Origin of the sequence: Bittarella massiliensis (ex Durand et al. 2017), assembly GCF_017566145.1 — a bacterium.
GTDB lineage: Bacteria > Bacillota > Clostridia > Oscillospirales > Ruminococcaceae > Bittarella > Bittarella massiliensis_A.
In genome coordinates this window covers 113,316-129,504 of the sequence record NZ_JABFCL010000003.1, presented here as the reverse complement: position 1 = coordinate 129,504, position 16,189 = coordinate 113,316, and the positions used below count along the sequence as shown (strand labels likewise).

Sequence of the window (16,189 nt, the reverse complement as noted above, 5' to 3'; positions counted from 1 at the left end):
CCCGATTTAGAGATCCCCCTTGACCGCATCTGAGACCAGCCGCCAAAAGCGCTGGGTGTCGGCGGCAACCCCCACCTGTACGTTGGCGGGACGGCCCAGCCGGTTCTCCCAGTCAACCACCGTTTGGCCCCGGTGCTCGCCGGGGGTCAGGCAGATGTCCACATAGTGTTCCTCTGTCCGAAGGACCCCCTCGTCGATGAGACAGGCCACGGCTAGGGGATCGTGAAGCAGTTCGTCGATGGAGAGATAGAAAGCCCCGCTGTCGCAGAGGACCTGGGCCAGCTCCCCCTCACTCTCGCCCCGCAGCTGCTCGATCATGGCGGCAGTGACCACACAGTCCCGGGTACAGTCGAGGCCGCACATGACGATGGGGGCCCCGCAGCCAAAGACGGTGGCAGCCGCCTCCGGGTCGCTGGAGATATTGGCCTCGACAAAGGGGGTGACGTTACCTCCCCGTCCCGCGCCCCCCATGAGGGAGATCACCCGAATTTTGGGAATCAGGTCGGGGCGGGCCACCACGAAGCGGGCCACATCGGTGAGGGGCCCCACCGGGATGAGGGCCACCGGCTCCTGGCTTCTCTCCAAGATGCCGGCCAAAAAGGCCACCGCGTCCTCGCTGGCGGGGGAGACGGCGAGGGTTTCGGGGGCCACCACCGGGCCCAGTCCCCGGTCGCCGTGGCAGTTGACGACCCCCTCCTCCGGCACCCAGTCGGGCTCGCAGAAGGCGTGGGCCGACCCCTTGCAGACCGGCGCCTGCACCCCCAACAGCTGGACCAGCCAGAGGGTGTTTTGCAGGGTGTTTTCCAGCTTGCTGTTGCCAAACGAGGCCACCAGTCCCAGCAGTTCGATCTGCGGGCTGCGGGCTGCCAAGGCGATGGCAAAGGCGTCGTCCACCCCGGTGTCCACCAGCAAAACGGCGGGAATTGATTTCATCGAGCATCCTCCTTTTTCTTTTCCTGAATGTATGATAAACTATATAGGAACTATACAGTCAACCGGCTTTTGAGATGTTTTTTGCACAAAGAAAAGAGGGAAAATTTATGGAAAAGAGCAGGCGATCCCTCTTTACCATCAGCCAGTTCGCCCAGATGTGCGGGGTCTCCCGGCAGACCCTGATCTACTACGACAGGGAGGGCATCTTCTCCCCCCAGGTGGTGGGCGAAAACGGCTACCGCTACTATTCCCACCTGCAGTACGACGAATTGGAGGCCATCCTCACCATGCGGGACCTGGGGGCCCCCCTGCCGGAGATCCGCAGCCGCCTGCTGGAGGGGGAAGAGGGCGGTCTCCTCCCCCTGCTGGAAGAGGAGGAGGGGCACCTGAGCCGGGAGATCGCGCGGCTGGAGTACCTGCGGGAATCGGTGCGGCGCAAGCGGCAGCTGGCCCTCCTGGCCCAGAGCCACCCGCCCTTCTCCCCTTGGGTGGAAGGGCGGGGGCCGCGCTATTTCCTGCTGGAGCCCTTTGCCGCCCCCATCACCCCGGCCAGCTACTCGCAGACCGCCGCCGCCCTCTCTCGCTACTGCCGGACCCACCAGTACGGGCAGGGCAACTCGTCGGGGGCTGGTGTCTCGCGGGAGCGGCTGGCGGCGGGGGACTATTTCAGCGCCAGCTACTACGCCATGGAACACCCCGCCCCCACCGGCGACGAGAAGGAGCACCTGGAACCGGCGGGCCGCTGGGCCATCGTCCACCACCAGGGGTATTACGACTCGGCCTGGGAGAGTTACGGCCTGCTGCTGTCCTATATCGCCCGTGAGGGGCTGCGAATCGCCAGCGGCAGCTACGAGTCGCGGCTGCTGTCGGCGGATTCGACCAGAAACCCCGAGCGCTATCTGACCCGCATCGAAATCCGGGTGGAGTGAAACCATTCTGCCAGCAAAAAGGGGGGAGCCGGCGGCCAAATGGCCGCCGGCTCCCCCCCTTTTTTGTTTTTTGACAGGGAGTCGCTATTTCCCCAAACTGTCCACCAGGGCGGGCAGCTGGGCGAGGGTGGAGATGACCGGCGCCCCCGAGGTCCGCAGCGCTTCGGGGCTCTGGTGACCGCCCTCCACCAAAATGCAGTCGCAGCCCAGGGCGCGGGCCACCTCCAGGTCGTGGAGGGTGTCCCCCACAGCCACCAGCTGGTGGGGCGAAAACCCGCTCTGGGCCAGCCACCCCTCCGCCAGGTGGCGCTTGCCGTGGGCCAGGTCGTGCTCCACCCCCAGGATGGCCGAAAAGCGGGGGGCAATGGAGCGGGAAAAGGGGGCCATCTGATGGGCCAAGCTCCGCCGTCCAGAGGCGGAGATCAACACCTGGCAGAGACCCCGCTCCTCCAGGGCGGCCAGGTTCTCTTCCGCCCCTGGGCAGAGGGCGCAGGCGGGGCAGGCAGCCTCATAGCGGCGGGTGTAGTCGGCCGCCACCGCTTCGTAGGGCTCTTGGGAAAAGTCAAACCCCAGCCGCCGGTAGTAGTCCCGCACCGGGAAGCCAAAAACCTGCAGGTAGGCCTCCCGGCTGGGGATGCGGGGGAGGCCCCGCTCGTCCAGTAGCTCGTTTTCCACCTGGATGCAGAGGCCCAGGTCGTCAAAGAGGGTGCCGTTCCAGTCCCAGATGACACAGCGCTTTGGCACAGCCGTCTCCCCCCCTCTCGGCCCCGCCATCAGGGGCAGGGCCATCTAGTCCAGATCGGCGCCGTTTGAGGCGATGACCTTTTGGTACCAGTAGTAGCTGTCCTTCTTGATGCGCTCACAGCTGCCGCCCTCCTCGTCCCGGTCCACATAGACAAAGCCGTAGCGCTTTTTGTAGCCATTGGAGGTGGAGAGCAGGTCCATAAACGACCAGGGATTGTAAGCCAGCACCTCGACGCCGTAGTGCATGGCCCGCTGGATGGCCTGGATGTGGGCGCGCAGGTAGTCGATGCGGTAGCTGTCGTGCACCTTCTTGTCGGCGGTGAGGGTGTCGTAGGCGCCCATTCCATTTTCGGTGATCATCAACGGCTTGCCGTAGCGGGCGTAGATGTCGCGGAGGATGAACTCCAGGCCGACGGGATCGATGGCCCAGTCCCAATCGGTGGTGTCGCAAGCCGGGTTGCGGACGATCTGGAAGAAGTCGGGCTCGGTCTCATAGGACTCGATCTCCCCCTTCTTGCCGGTCCAGTTGACCCCCTGCTCGGTGCGCTCGGTGGCGTCGCCGGCACTGCGGGCGCAGTCGCTGGAATAGTAGTTGAAGGCCAGGAAGTCGGAGTATCCCTCCTTGAAGAGGTCCAGGTCCCCCTCCTCGATCACCGGGGCCATGTTGTGCTCTTGCAGGTAGATCATGGAGGCCTTGCTGTACTCGCCTTTGAAGTAGACATCCAGGTAGAAGAGGGTGCGGAAATCCACCGCGTTGAGCATCCCCAGCGCATCCTCGGGCTTGGAGGTCAGGGCGTAGATGGGGGCGGTGTTGATGGCTGCGCCCACCATGCCGCCAGGCACCAGCTCGTGCACCAACTTACAGGCGGTGGCATGGGCCAGGTTGAGGTGGTGGTTGATCTGGTAGCGAATCTGGGGGTTGTCCAGGTACTTCTCGGGGATCAGGCACTTCTGGGTCCAGAACTGAACGATGATGCTCTGCTCGTTGATGGTGGTCCAGTACTTGACCTTGTCCTTAAACTCGTTGATGATGAAGCGGGCGTAGTGGGCAAAGTCCTTCACGCTCTCCCTGTCAATCCAGCCGTCGTACTTCTCCACCAGGGCCAGGGGCATATCGTAGTGGTAGAGGGTGGGGATGGGGGTGATGCCGTTTGCCAGCAGCTCGTCGATGAGGTCGTGGTAAAACTGCACCCCTTTGGGGTTGGGCTCCCCATTTCCCTGGGGGAAGACCCGCGACCAGGAGATGGAGAAGCGGTAGGAGGTCATCCCCAGCTCCTTCATCAGGGCCACGTCTTCTTTAAAGCGGTGGTAGTGGTCGCTGGCCAGAGAGGCGTCGGCCACGCCGGGCCGGCGGTTGATGACGTCCTGCTGGGAGAGGGCCTTTCCGTCCTCCTCGGCGGCGCCCTCCACCTGGTAGGCGCTGGTGGAGGCCCCCCACATAAAGTCTTTGGGGAAGGGTCGGTAGTTGATTGCCATTGGTCTGGTTCCTCCTTTTTTTCTGTGCGGTTATTGCAGGCAGGCCCGCAGCTCTGCCAGCACGGACGGAAAGTCAACTTTGGAAAAGTCGGTGGTGTCCACCGTGACCACCGGGCCCAGGTGGAACTTCTCCACCTCCCAGCTCTTCACCATGGCCTCAAACTCGCCCCAGTCCTCCAGGATGGTGGCGGGATCGCTCTCGCCGGGGCGGAGGGGGTAGTGGTCGTCGATGGCGTGGGCCGGGTGGCGGTCGGGAGCGTGGTTGCGGGCGCAGAGCCGGTCAAAGATGACCCGCAGGTCGCCGGTGAGGTAGAGGGTGACGCAGCGGCAGCCAAACTCGCCGGCCAACCTCTCCACATCGGGGAGATCGCAGGCCTTGAAGTTGCTCTCGATCATGGCATCGCCGCCGGCTTTCAGGCAGCGGCGGGCGTCGTAGTAGAGAATTTCGGTGCTGGCGCGGTCCAGCTGCTCTTTGCCCTGGGGGGACTGAAAGCCCACCACGTCAAAGAGGATCTCCTTCATCTTGTCCTTGCAAAAGAGGGGGACGCCCAACTCCTTTTGCAGGTACTCGGAAAGGGTGGTCTTGCCGGTTCCGGGCAGCCCGGCAACAATGTAGAGGGTGCTCATTTCTGCCTATTTCCTCCTGTCCTTTTTCCGATGGGGTCTTGCCGGTTCTATGATAGCACGGAAAAACACCAGGGCGCAATCGGCCTTTGCAAAAAAGGGAGGGCGATCGCCCAATCAGCGCGTTCTGCCCAAAAAAAAGGGGGGCTTTTCGTCCTACTTCACAGGGGGTAGCCGGCGACCCGGCGCTTTTGCCGGAAAGGGGGTGCAATGGGAAAGGGGCCGCTCGCGGTGAGCAGCCCCCTCTCTTTTCTGTTGGCAAAACGAGTTACTGCCGGGAACCATCCTCCCAGCAGTCGGCGCCGGTGATGCCAATTTGGGCGGGGCAGAAGACGGGGTCTTTGCCCTCCCTTTTCTGGCGGGTGTAGTCCCTCTCGGCCAGGGAGACAGTCTTTGACAGGGCAAAGAGGGTGGCGATGTTGACGATGGCCATCAGCCCCATGAGGACGTCGGCCAGGTCCCAAACGGTGGCGAAGTCGGCCTGCGCGCCGAAGAAGACGGCGGCCACCACCACCCAGCGAAAGACGGTGAGGAGGCGTTTGTTGTCCCGGATGAAGAGGAGGTTCCCCTCTGCATAGCAGTAGTTGCCCACGATGGAGCTAAAGGCAAAGGCCAGCACCGAAAAAGCGATGAAGCCGACGCCCCACTGGCCCACCTGGCTGCCCACCGCCGCCTGCACAAAGGGGAGGGCGTTGAGGCTCTCCGACCCCTGCACCCCGGAGAAGAGGAGGATGAAGGCGGTGGTGGTACAGATGAGCAGGGTGTCGATAAAGACGCTCAAAACCTGCACCGTACCCTGTTTGACCGGGTGAGAGACCTGGGCAGTGGCGGCGGCGTTGGGGGCGCTGCCCATCCCCGCCTCGTTGGAGAAAAGGCCCCGCTTGATGCCGATCACGATGGCCGAGCCGGCAAACCCGCCGGCAATGGCCCGCAGGTCAAAGGCCTGGGAGAGGATGAGGGAGAGGACTTGAGGCAGCTTTTGAATGTTCAGGCCGATGATGACAAAGCCCAGGGCCATGTAGATGACGGCCATCGCCGGGACGATGACAGAGGTGATAAAGCCGATGCGCTGGGTGCCGCCGAAGATGACCAGAGCGGTTCCCGCCGCCAGTACCAAACCGATGATGGCCGGGGCATAGGGGGCCAGAGAGGGCCAAAAATAGGGGGTGAAAGCCGAGGTGATGGTGTAGGATTGCAGCCCGTTGAAGCCAAAGGCAAAGCAGGCGATGAGGAGGACGGCAAACAAGACCCCCAGCCAGCGCTTGCCCAGAGCCTTTTGGATGTAGTAGGCCGGGCCGCCCCGGTACTCGCCGGGCCGCCCCACCTTGTAAATCTGGGCGAGGGTGCTCTCGGCAAAGGCGGAGGCGGCCCCCACCAGGGCCATGGCCCACATCCAGAAGACGGCCCCCGCGCCCCCCAGGGCGATGGCGGTGGCCACCCCGGCGATGTTGCCGGTGCCAACCCGGGAGGCGGTGGAGATCATCAGCGCCTGAAAGGAGGAGACCGTCCCCTTTTCCCTGCGCTCGGCCATGGAGCGGACGGCGTCGGGCAGCAGCCGAAACTGGGCAAAGCGGGTGCGAAAGGTGAAGTAGAGCCCGGCGATGACCAGCAAAAAGATGAGGATAAAGCTGTACAAAAAGTCGTTGGCAGCCCCCAGAAAACTGCGAAAGGCCTGGGAGATCGCGTCAAAGAAGGCAAAGACGGCGCTCATAGAAAACTCCTTTGCAAGATGGTTTGGAGGGGATTTAGAGGGCGAGTTGGTAGATGCAGAGGCCCTCCCCCTCCATGTCGGGGAAGCGGAGGGTATCGGTGTGGGAGAAGCCGTTTTTTTCGAGCACCCGGCGGGAGCCCCGGTTCTCGGCCACCACGTGGCCCACCAGGGTGATCCCCGGCAGCTCTCTTCTGGCCAGGCGAAGGATCTCGCCCAGCACCTCGCTGGAATAGCCCTGGTTCCAGCAGTCCTTGGCGGTGAAGGTGCTCATGTCCCAGCGGACGGGGTCGCCCTCGCTGGGGCGGACGGCATAGACCCCCACAAACCGCCCATCCGCTTTTCGCTCGATGGCAAAGGCCCAGCCGCCTGAGGCGAGGTAGTCCCGAATGAGCTGGACCGCCTCACCCCGCTCCCGCTGCTGCGAAAAGCGCATGAAGCGGGCCACTTCAGCGTCGCTGGTCAAAGAGAACACCGCGTCGGCATCCGACTCGGCCAGGGGGCGCAGCCGCAGCCGCGCAGTCTCTCCTGTCACTGCAAACACTCCCTTTCTGCCCGGCAACACAGACTGCCGGGCCAAAGCAGATACCGTGTTAGTATACCCGAAAGCGCGCCGTTTTGGCAACCGCCTATCCCGCCGGGGGCGAACAGGCGCAAAAATGCCGCGGCGGAAACCCGCCGCGGCACCTGCCGAGGGGCCCAAAAGCCCCGGGTGTTTAGTAGTAGTAATAGCTGCCGCTGACCGCAGCGCCGATAACGGCCACATAGAAGATGATCGTGACGATAATCACCACCGCGCCCACGATGGCGCCGATGATGGAGAACATCTTCGACTTCTTGGCCGCGTCCTGCGCGCCGGCCAGATCGCCCATGGCGGCCAGCTTGTCGATCTTCGAGGCGAAGACGATGCCGGGGATGCCCAGGGGCAGGCAGCAGAAGATGGTCACAATGATGGACCACACCAGATAGGCGGTGCCGCTGACCGGGGGAACGTTGGCGTAGACCGGGGAGGCCTGGGGCTGGGGCGCGCCATAGCTGTAGCTCGCGTCCTGCTGGGGGGCGCCGTAATTATAGGCGGCCTGCTGGGGCTCGGGCTGGGGCGCGCTCTGGTAGGGCTGCTGGGGGGCGCTGTCGCCCTCGGGGGCCTGGGGCACCGGTTCGCCGCAGACAGCGCAGAACTTGGCGCCGCTCTCCAGCTCACTGCCGCATTTGTTACATTTCATCTGCATTTTCTCCTTTCAAAAGCCACCGCCCCGTTGGCGGCGGGTGTCTGACAGTCAATCCCCCTACAAGGCCCCGTCGGTGAGCCAGGAGGGGAGAACGTCCAGGTGGTAGAGGATAAAGCCGATCTTGATGGCAATGGCCAACAGCGAGATGATGATTCCCGCCACGGCCAGGCCTCTGGTGCGGTTGCCCCGGTACCCCAGGCAGCTGGTGAGCAGCCCCATGGGACAGAGCACCACCCAGAAGGTGAACAGCCCCGCAATGGAGCTGATGAATCCAACAATGGTACAGATGTCCTTCCAGGTGTACTCCCGCCGGGGGGCCGGCAGGTAGGGGGCATACATCGAGTAGACCGGCGGCTGATAGGGCGCCGCCATCGCCTCGCTCTGGCACGCCGCCTGCGATGCGGGCTGCTCCCCGGTGAGGGAGGCGCCGCAGGCCTTGCAGAAGGCACTGTTTTCGGCGTTGTCAACGCCGCAGTTCGGGCAAGTCAAAAAACCGACCTCCTTTTCCCCAAAGCGGAAACAATCGCCATGAAACCCGCTTTAGAATACCCCTATTATACACAAAGAGGGACCCTTTCGCAACCATATTCCCACTTTCGACAAACCTTTGTCAGAAATTTGACAGACCCTTTTCCAAGACGGCAAGATCAGACCGCCCGCAGCTCGTAAAAGACCAGTTGGGCCGGGCCGACAGGGCGCTTTTGCAGGTCGCTCTTGCGGGCGTAGCTCCACTCCAGATAGAGGGCGCTGGCCTGGGTCAGCTCCCCCCGAAAGCGGCGGCGGGCCCGCAGGGCGCAGCCGGCCAGCTCGTCGAGTTCGGCGGGGGAGAGAAAGCCCTCGTCCCCCATCACCTCCACGTCCTCGTCGGTGATGACCACCGTCTCGTCGTGCTCCCCGCCGGTGGCCAGGTTCCAGAGGTCGCCCCGCACCGCCTCGATGACGGTGCGAAAGGGGGAGAGTTCGATCACCCCGCTCTTCTCCGCCACAAAATAGGGGTAGTAGACCACCAGCCCGCCAGGGCCCAGCTCCCTCAAGAGGTCCAGGGCAAAGGCCGCCGCCTCGGCGGCAGGGGCCCCCACCAGCCGGGGCAAGTTCTGGTCGTCCCCCCGCTCGACGGCGCTGCGCACCGTCCAGAGGATGCCCTCCTCCAAGCGGGTGTCGGGGGAAAAGGTCTGCCAGGGCACGGCGGGCAGCCCGCCCTGGCGCAACCTGTAAAAGCCCTGCAGCTTATTCATCGCTCTCCTCCAAAATCGCCTGCACCCGGCCCACCTGGTCGCCCTCCCGCAGCATCACCTTGATGCCGTGGGGGTGGGTGGCGCTGCCCGTCAATATCCGCTTGACGTGTCCTCTGGTGAGACGGCCGGTGCGCTGATCTCTTTTGAGGACGATGTCCACCAAGGCCCCGACGTGGATGTCGGCCCGGCGCTGCCCGCTCACAGGGCCGCCTCCCCGCCCAGGGGGCGGGCGGCCTCGGTGAGGATCGGCCCGATGGAACCCCGCAAAAGCAGGTCGGCCCGCCCGTCCTGGGGGGTGGGGCTCCTGTTGATGAGCACCAGCCGGTGGCCCCGGTAGTACTGCAGCAGCCCCGCCGCCGGGTAGACCGCCAGGGAGGTGCCCCCCACCATCAGCATCTCGCAGCGGGAGATGGCGTCCACCGCTCCCTGCAATGTCTCCCCGTCCAACGACTCGCCGTAGAGGACCACCTCCGGCTTGATGAGACCCCCACAGCGGCAGCGGGGCAGGCCGTCCCCACCCAGCTCCTCCGGTCCGCAGAGGGCCCCGCAGGAGAGACAGCGGTTTTGGTGGATGGTGCCGTGCAGCTCGTACACCCGGCGGCTGCCAGCCTTTTGGTGCAGCCCGTCGATGTTCTGGGTGATCACCGCCCGCAGCTTTCCCCGCCGCTCCAACTGGGCCAGCGCCAGGTGTGCCGGGCCGGGCTGGGCGTCGGTGACCAACATCTTCTCCCGGTAAAAGCGGTAGAACTCCTCCGGGTGGGCGGCGAAGAACCCGGCGCTGAGGATGGTCTCGGGGGGCCAGTCGTAGTGCTGGCGGTAGAGGCCGTCCTCGCTGCGGAAATCGGGGATGCCGCTCTCGGTCGAGACCCCAGCACCCCCAAAAAAGACGATGTTGTCACAGCTGTCGATCCAGCGGCGCAGCTGCTCGACACCCTCTCGGTCGCTGTGTTCGCTCATCTGATCCCCTCCCATGGCGTTTTTCCCATTATACCCCGGCGGGGCGGTTTGCACAATCGCCCTTCGCCGATTGCGCGGGGAGAGAAAGGGGGGTATACTACTTTTATGTGAGGGAGGGGGCGAATAGACAGCCCCTGCAGAGGGAGGGCTTATTTGTGGGACAGTTGGTGGAGCACACCTTTTTGCCAGTCTGGTCGCCCGAGAGCGAGGTGTTGATTCTGGGGACCATCCCCTCGCCCAAATCGAGGGAAAACGGCTTTTACTACGGCCACCCCCAAAACCGCTTTTGGCGGGTGGTGGCCGGGGTGCTGGGGGAGCCCGTCCCCGAGGGAAACCGGGCAAAGGAGCAGTTTTGCCTGCGCCGGCACATCGCCCTCTGGGACGTGCTGGCCGCCTGCGAGATCGAGGGGGCGGCGGACGCCACCATCCGCCGCCCCCAGGCCAACGACATCGCCGGGCTGCTCCAAAAGACCCGGGTGCGCGCCGTCTTCACCACCGGGGCCAAGGCGCACGCCCTCTACCAGCGCCACTGCCTGCCCCAGACCGGGGTGGAGGACATCCCCCTCCCTTCCACCAGTCCCGCCAACGCCCGTTTCAGCCTGGAGCGGCTGATCGCCGCCTACCGCCCCCTGGGTGAGGCGCTGGGGGGCTGACCGGCACAGGCCATGTACTTTAACAAAGAGAGAGGGCCGGGCGACATGTCGCCCGGTCCTCTCTCTTGCCCGTCTCCCGGGGGGGAGTTACCGCATCATGGTGGAGATTTCCCCCACCACGTTGCCCATGGTCTTCATGGCGCGGCCCGCCGTTTTTTTCAGCTGCCGCTTGTTGGTGTGCATCAGTTCGGTGCCAACGGTGGCTGCCACGGCGCCCAGCGCCATGCCGATGGCCACGTTGCGGGCGGTGTGTCCGCTGTGTTTCATAAAAAATGCCTCCCCACGTTCCTTCATTTGTACCTGCGGCCCCGCGCCGGCCGAGCCGGCCGAGGTCGAGATACAACTAGTATTGCCCACCCCTTTTGTGATATACTGGCTGTGTATGAAAGAGTCTCGCCGCCCGCCAAGGGCAGGAAATTTTTGGAATGCAAAGAAAGGAGGCGCCCTGTGGAACATCTGGTTTCCCCGCCCAAGCGGGTGCTGGCCATTCACGATCTGTCGGGGTTTGGGCGCTGCTCCCTGACCGCCATTACCCCGGTGCTCTCGGTGATGGGGGTACAGGTCTGCCCGGTGCCGACCGCCATCCTCTCGACCCACACAGGGGGGCTGGGGGACCCGGTCATCACCGACCTGACCGACTCCCTGCTGCCGGCCCTGCGCCACTATCAGTCCCTGGGGCTGGACTTCGACTGCATCTACTCGGGCTTTCTGGGGGACAGCCGCCAGATCGAGTGCTGCAAAGCCTTTTTTGAGGCCTACCCCAAGGCGCTCAAGGTGGTGGATCCGGTGATGGGGGATCACCAAAAGCCCTACCGCACCTGCACCCCGCCGCTGCGGGCCAAGATGAAGACTTTGGCCCGGGCAGGGGACGTGATCACCCCCAACGCCACCGAGGCGGCCATGCTGCTGGGAATGGACTTCACCCGGCCGATCCGCTTCACCCCTTTAAGCGCCAAAAAGTGGCTGCGCACCCTCTGCGCCCAAGGGGCAGGCCGGGCGGTGATCACCAGCGCCGAGATGGACGGCGGCCGCTACAACCTGCTCTTTGACGGGGAGACCTTTGTCCGCATCCGCGGGCGGTATACTTCCGGCTCCTATCCGGGCACCGGCGACCTCTTCACCGCCGTGCTCACCGGCGGGCTGCTGGCGGGGCAGCGCTTGGCCGAGGCCGCCCAACGGGCCACCCAATTTGTAGAAGAGGCCATCTCCCTCACCGTCGCGGCGGGCACCGATCCCCGGCACGGGGTGCTGGTGGAAGCCGCCCTCCCCAAACTGCTGGAACCGCTGGGCCCCTCCCGGGCCGAACCCTTTTAGCACTCCCGGCCGCGGGGCGGTCAAATCTATCTCTGCACGAAAAGAAGGAGTAAAAATGAAGCGCAAGAGTTCAATTTACACCGTGACCCTGGTGGGGCTGATGGGGGCCATGTGCTTTGTGGCCACCTTTTTGCACATCGACATCCCCACCCCGCTGGGCAAGACCATGATCCACCTGGGCAACGTGATGTGCCTGCTGTCGGGGATGATCCTCGGCCCCCTGAAGGGCGGCCTCTCGGCCGGCCTGGGCTCGGCGGTCTACGACCTGTTCGACCCGGCCTACATCGCCGAATCGCCCATCACCTTTTTGATGAAATTCGCCATGGCCGCCACCTGCGGCGCCATCGCCAAACGGGGCGGCAGGGGCAGCCGCGCCGCTGGGGCTGTTGTCGGTGCCGGGCTGTACGTGGTTCTCTACACCGCCAAAAACATCCTCATGGGAACCCTGCTCCAGGGCAAGATGCTCGACTCGGTGCTGGTGGCTGCGGGGACCAAGGCCCTCACCTCGGGGGTCAACGCGATCATTGCGGTGGTGGTCTCGCTGCTGCTCTACTCGCTGCTGGAGCCCATTCTCAAAAAAGCCGGCATCTTTGAGCGGTTGGGAAAGACGGGCAACTGATTTCCCCAAAAGGAGGGAGGGTCAGCTATGGCTGAACTGAACATTGTACTGGTGGAACCGCAGATCCCACAAAACACCGGGAACATTGCCCGCACCTGCGCGGCGACCAACGCCCGGCTCCACCTGGTGGGGCCGCTGGGCTTTCAAATTGACGACAAAAAACTCAAGCGGGCGGGACTGGACTACTGGCACCTACTGGACATCCGCCACTACGACAGCTGGGCGGATTTTGCCGCCCAGAACGAAGGCCCTTTTTACTATTTCACCACCAAAGGGCAGACCGTTCACAGCGATGTTTCCTATCCAGACGGCTGCTACCTGGTCTTTGGCCGGGAGGACGCCGGCCTACCCGAAGAGCTTCTCTTCGCCCATCCCGACAGCTGCGTCCGGCTGCCGATGCTGGCGGCGGCGCGAAGCCTGAACCTGTCCAACACGGTGGCCATCGGGGTGTACGAGGTTTTGCGCCAGTGGGGCTATCCCACCCTGCACTCGCAGGGAAAACTGACCCGCTACAACTGGGAGGACGCCCGCTAGGCCCCCCGCCACAAGAACTGATTGCGAAAGGTTGTGCCAAATGGAAAAGCTGCTGATCCTCACCGACACCGCTTGCGACATCCCCCAGGAGACCGCCGAGGAGCTGGGCATCCGCGTCCTCCCCATCCCCCTGGAGGTGGACGGGATGGGATATTTGGAGGGGGTGGATTTTACCAAGGAAGAATTCTACGACGTGCTCAACCGCTGCGTCAAGATCCCCACCACCAGCCACATCACCGCCCACCAGTTTTTAGAGGAGTACGAGCGGGCCGCCCAGGAGGGGTATACCCACGTGATCCACGTGACCATCAACTCCAAGGGATCGAACATGTACCAGGCGGCCCTGCAGGCCAAGGGGATGTTTGGGGAAGAGCCCGACGCGCCGCAGATGAAGATCAAGGTCATCGACTCCAAGACCTATTCCCTGGGCTACGGTTTCCCGGTGACCGAGGCGGCACGGATGGTGCAAAAGGGGGTGGGCTACGCTGCGGTGCGCGACTACCTGCTGGACTGGTTTGACACCGCCGAGGTCTACTTTTCGGTCTACACCCTCCAATTTGCCAAAAAGTCGGGGCGCATCAGCTGCGCGGCCGCCTTTGTGGGCGAATTGCTGGGGCTGCGGCCCATCCTCCAGATTTCCCAGGGGGAGATGAACATCGTGGAGAAGGTGCGGGGGGACGCCAACGTCATCCCCGGCCTCTGCCGCTGGGCTGAGAAGCGGATGGCCGAGCGCAGCCCCTTTGTGGTGATCAGCGGGGAGTTGGACGCCCCCGGAGACGAATTGACCGAGCAGTTGGAGAGAAAATTCCGATACAGCTGCTCCGGCCGCTACAAGGCTGGGGCCAGCATCGCCATCAACGCGGGGCCCAAGGTGGTGGGGGTGCTGGTCAAGGGCGCCAAAAAGCGGTGAGTCCAGCCCCGCGAAATTCCCGAAAAAAAGCCCCTCTTTCGAGGGGAAAACCGCCTTGAAAAGCCCACTGATATCGTGTAAAATAAAAAAGGGCTAGCCCGTCTCAGCGGGCGGTTCCGCGTCTCTGTTTGTTTTTTTATTCACAATAAAAAAGAAATAACGAAAGGGTGGCAAACACATGACCTCTCTGAACAAAAAGACCATTGAAGACATCGATGTAGCCGGCAAGAAGGTTCTCGCCCGCTGCGACTTCAACGTTCCCCTGAAAGACGGTGTCATCACCAACGACAAGCGGATCGTCGCCGCGCTCCCCACCATCAAATACCTGGTGGACCAGGGCGCCAAGGTGATCCTCTGCTCCCATCTGGGCCGTCCCAAAGAGGGCTGGGAGCCCGAGTTCTCCCTGGCCCCGGTGGCTGCCCGCCTCAGCGAGCTGCTGGGCAAAGAGGTCAAGATGGCCAAAGACGTCATCGGCGACGACGCCAAGAAACTGGCTTCTGAGTTGAAAGACGGCGACGTGATGCTGCTTGAAAACGTGCGCTACCACAAAGAGGAGAAGAAAAACGACCCCGCCTTCGCCAAAGAGCTGGCTTCTCTGGCCGACGTCTACGTCAACGACGCCTTTGGCGCGGCCCACCGGGCCCACGCCTCCACCGCCGGTGTGGCCGAGTACCTGCCCGCCGTCTGCGGCTACCTGATCCAGAAGGAGATCAACTTCATGGGCGGCGCTCTGGAGAACCCCAAGCGCCCGCTGGTCGCCATTCTGGGCGGCGCCAAGGTCTCCGACAAGATCGGCGTCATCAACAACCTCCTCGAAAAGGTCGACACCCTGATCGTGGGCGGCGGCATGGCCTACACCTTCTTTAAGGCCAAGGGCTTCACCATCGGCAACTCCCTCTGTGAGGACGACAAGGTCGAACTGGCCAAAGAGATGATGGCCAAAGCCGAGGCCAAGGGCGTCAACTTCTTGCTGCCCGTTGACAACCAGGTGGGCGACCACTTTGCCGAGGACTGCGCCAAGAAGCTGGTGGATTCCGACAACATCCCCGACGGCTGGATGGGCATGGACATCGGCCCCAAGAGCATCGCCCTCTTCTGCGACGCTGTGAAGGGTGCCGGCACCGTGATTTGGAACGGGCCCATGGGCGTGTTTGAGTTTGCCCCATTCGCCGACGGCACCCTGGAGATCGCCAAGGCCGTGGCCGACAGCGGCGCCATCTCCATCATTGGCGGCGGCGACTCGGTGGCGGCTGTCACCAAGTTGGGCTTTGCCGACAAGATGAGCCACATCTCCACCGGCGGCGGCGCCTCCCTCGAATTCCTGGAGGGCAAAGAGCTGCCGGGCATCGCCTGCCTCAACGACAAGTAAATTGACAATGTCCCGCCGCCCGCAGCGGCGGGAGAGCACCGCGGCCAAACCGGCCGGCTTGTGCTGTGTAGCGAGATGGCACGAGGGGTTTCCTTCGTGCCATTTTCACAGAAAAAATCGCCAGAAAGGAATGTGCTGTATGAATAGGAACCTGCGCACCCCGGTCATCGCCGGGAATTGGAAGATGAACAAAAACCGCGCCGAGGCCAAAGCCCTGTTGGAGGAGCTCTGTCCCCTGGTAAAAGACGCCGACTGCGGCGTGGTTGTCTGCGTGCCCTTCACCGATCTGGAGACCGCCTTGGCCGCCACTGCCGGCACCAACATCAAGGTGGGCGCCCAGAACTGCCACTTTGAGAAATCCGGCGCCTTCACCGGCGAGATCGCCGCGGACATGCTCGCCGAGATGGGGGTCGAGTACGTGGTACTGGGCCACAGCGAGCGCCGCCAGTACTTTGCCGAGACCGACGAAACGGTCAACCTGCGCACCAAGGCCGCCCTGGCCGCCGGGCTGAAACCCATTGTCTGCGTGGGCGAACTGCTGGCCCAAAGGGAGCAGGGCATCACCGCCGAGGTGGTGGCGCTGCAGACCAAGGTCGCCCTGCAGGGGATCGGCGCCGAGGGCTTGCGGTCCATCATCATCGCCTACGAGCCGGTCTGGGCCATCGGCACCGGCAAGACCGCCACCGCCGAGCAGGCCGGCGAGGTCTGCGCCGTCATCCGCGCCACTGTGGCTGGGCTCTACGGCGAAGAGGCCGCCAGCCACCTGGTGGTGCAGTACGGCGGCTCGATGAACGCCGGCAATGCCGCGGAACTGTTGGCCCAGCCCGACGTGGACGGCGGCCTGATCGGCGGCGCCTCCCTGAAGGCCGACGCCTTCAGCCAAATCGTAGAGGCCGCCAGCAAATAACCCCTCCACAGACAGAGAAACAAAGAGCGGATTGCGGCCGCGCCGTCG

20 protein-coding genes are annotated in these 16,189 nt (G+C 63.7%); 8 read left to right on the top strand and 12 right to left on the bottom strand.

Annotation, left to right across the window (positions count from 1 at the left end; all coding sequences use genetic code 11):
• Positions 1 to 6: 6 nt before the first annotated feature.
• Entirely contained in the window at positions 7 to 933 is a 927-nt protein-coding gene (locus tag HJY11_RS04975) for a nucleoside hydrolase (RefSeq protein ID WP_208074892.1), read from the bottom strand.
• A 107-nt stretch (positions 934 to 1,040) separates the two neighbouring features.
• Here HJY11_RS04975 and HJY11_RS04970 point away from each other — a divergent pair, with 107 nt between their 5' ends.
• Positions 1,041 to 1,862, top strand: coding sequence for a MerR family transcriptional regulator (locus HJY11_RS04970; RefSeq protein ID WP_208074891.1), 822 nt, complete (start codon positions 1,041 to 1,043; stop codon positions 1,860 to 1,862).
• Positions 1,863 to 1,946: 84 nt separating this feature from the next.
• Here the strand turns inward: HJY11_RS04970 and HJY11_RS04965 are convergent, their stop codons facing one another.
• The 10 genes from HJY11_RS04965 to HJY11_RS04920 form a co-directional block, all read right to left on the bottom strand.
• Positions 1,947 to 2,606, bottom strand: coding sequence for an HAD family hydrolase (locus HJY11_RS04965; protein WP_208074890.1), 660 nt, complete (start codon positions 2,604 to 2,606; stop codon positions 1,947 to 1,949).
• A 45-nt stretch (positions 2,607 to 2,651) separates the two neighbouring features.
• Entirely contained in the window at positions 2,652 to 4,082 is a 1,431-nt protein-coding gene (locus tag HJY11_RS04960; protein ID WP_208074889.1) for a glycoside hydrolase family 1 protein, read from the bottom strand.
• Between the two features lie 30 nt (positions 4,083 to 4,112).
• Positions 4,113 to 4,709, bottom strand: coding sequence for an AAA family ATPase (locus HJY11_RS04955; RefSeq protein ID WP_208074888.1), 597 nt, complete (start codon positions 4,707 to 4,709; stop codon positions 4,113 to 4,115).
• A 265-nt stretch (positions 4,710 to 4,974) separates the two neighbouring features.
• On the bottom strand, positions 4,975 to 6,417 hold the full coding sequence (locus tag HJY11_RS04950; RefSeq protein ID WP_208074887.1) for an alanine/glycine:cation symporter family protein: 1,443 nt from the start codon (positions 6,415 to 6,417) through the stop codon (positions 4,975 to 4,977).
• 34 nt (positions 6,418 to 6,451) lie between these two features.
• Complete coding sequence (locus HJY11_RS04945) at positions 6,452 to 6,949, bottom strand: GNAT family N-acetyltransferase (protein WP_208074886.1); 498 nt, start codon at positions 6,947 to 6,949, stop codon at positions 6,452 to 6,454.
• A 181-nt stretch (positions 6,950 to 7,130) separates the two neighbouring features.
• Positions 7,131 to 7,637: a CD225/dispanin family protein gene (locus HJY11_RS04940; protein WP_208074885.1), complete on the bottom strand. Its 507-nt coding sequence runs from the start codon at positions 7,635 to 7,637 to the stop codon at positions 7,131 to 7,133.
• 63 nt (positions 7,638 to 7,700) lie between these two features.
• Positions 7,701 to 8,132, bottom strand: coding sequence for a zinc-ribbon domain-containing protein (locus tag HJY11_RS04935; protein WP_208074884.1), 432 nt, complete (start codon positions 8,130 to 8,132; stop codon positions 7,701 to 7,703).
• Between the two features lie 158 nt (positions 8,133 to 8,290).
• Positions 8,291 to 8,878, bottom strand: coding sequence for a hypothetical protein (locus HJY11_RS04930; protein ID WP_208074883.1), 588 nt, complete (start codon positions 8,876 to 8,878; stop codon positions 8,291 to 8,293).
• Positions 8,871 to 9,080, bottom strand: a complete 210-nt coding sequence (locus HJY11_RS04925) for a YwbE family protein (protein ID WP_208074882.1) — start codon at positions 9,078 to 9,080, stop codon at positions 8,871 to 8,873. Before HJY11_RS04925 ends, HJY11_RS04930 begins: the two co-directional genes overlap by 8 nt.
• Positions 9,077 to 9,835 (bottom strand): NAD-dependent protein deacylase, encoded by a 759-nt coding sequence (locus HJY11_RS04920; RefSeq protein WP_208074881.1) that lies wholly within the window; start codon positions 9,833 to 9,835, stop codon positions 9,077 to 9,079. The genes HJY11_RS04925 and HJY11_RS04920 overlap by 4 nt, the downstream gene beginning before the upstream one ends.
• Before the next feature lie 155 nt (positions 9,836 to 9,990).
• On the opposite strand from HJY11_RS04920, the gene HJY11_RS04915 reads away from it, so the two are divergent.
• Entirely contained in the window at positions 9,991 to 10,488 is a 498-nt protein-coding gene (locus HJY11_RS04915; RefSeq protein WP_208074880.1) for a DNA-deoxyinosine glycosylase, read from the top strand.
• 87 nt (positions 10,489 to 10,575) lie between these two features.
• On the opposite strand, the gene HJY11_RS15105 is transcribed toward HJY11_RS04915, so the two are convergent.
• Entirely contained in the window at positions 10,576 to 10,755 is a 180-nt protein-coding gene (locus HJY11_RS15105; protein ID WP_185915451.1) for a hypothetical protein, read from the bottom strand.
• A 180-nt stretch (positions 10,756 to 10,935) separates the two neighbouring features.
• Between HJY11_RS15105 and HJY11_RS04910 the strand changes: the two genes are divergently transcribed.
• The 6 genes from HJY11_RS04910 (at position 10,936) to tpiA (ending at position 16,141) form a co-directional block, all read left to right on the top strand.
• Positions 10,936 to 11,802: a pyridoxamine kinase gene (locus tag HJY11_RS04910; RefSeq protein ID WP_368041543.1), complete on the top strand. Its 867-nt coding sequence runs from the start codon at positions 10,936 to 10,938 to the stop codon at positions 11,800 to 11,802.
• A 55-nt stretch (positions 11,803 to 11,857) separates the two neighbouring features.
• A complete protein-coding gene (locus HJY11_RS04905) occupies positions 11,858 to 12,421 on the top strand; it encodes an ECF transporter S component (protein WP_208074878.1) in 564 nt (187 codons plus the stop codon).
• Positions 12,422 to 12,448: 27 nt separating this feature from the next.
• Positions 12,449 to 12,955, top strand: coding sequence for a tRNA (cytidine(34)-2'-O)-methyltransferase (locus HJY11_RS04900; RefSeq protein ID WP_208074877.1), 507 nt, complete (start codon positions 12,449 to 12,451; stop codon positions 12,953 to 12,955).
• Between the two features lie 40 nt (positions 12,956 to 12,995).
• Positions 12,996 to 13,865, top strand: coding sequence for a DegV family protein (locus tag HJY11_RS04895; RefSeq protein WP_208074876.1), 870 nt, complete (start codon positions 12,996 to 12,998; stop codon positions 13,863 to 13,865).
• 178 nt (positions 13,866 to 14,043) lie between these two features.
• Complete coding sequence (locus HJY11_RS04890; protein WP_279571030.1) at positions 14,044 to 15,234, top strand: phosphoglycerate kinase; 1,191 nt, start codon at positions 14,044 to 14,046, stop codon at positions 15,232 to 15,234.
• A 139-nt stretch (positions 15,235 to 15,373) separates the two neighbouring features.
• Entirely contained in the window at positions 15,374 to 16,141 is a 768-nt protein-coding gene (gene tpiA, locus HJY11_RS04885) for a triose-phosphate isomerase (RefSeq protein WP_208074875.1), read from the top strand.
• Positions 16,142 to 16,189 lie beyond the last annotated feature (48 nt).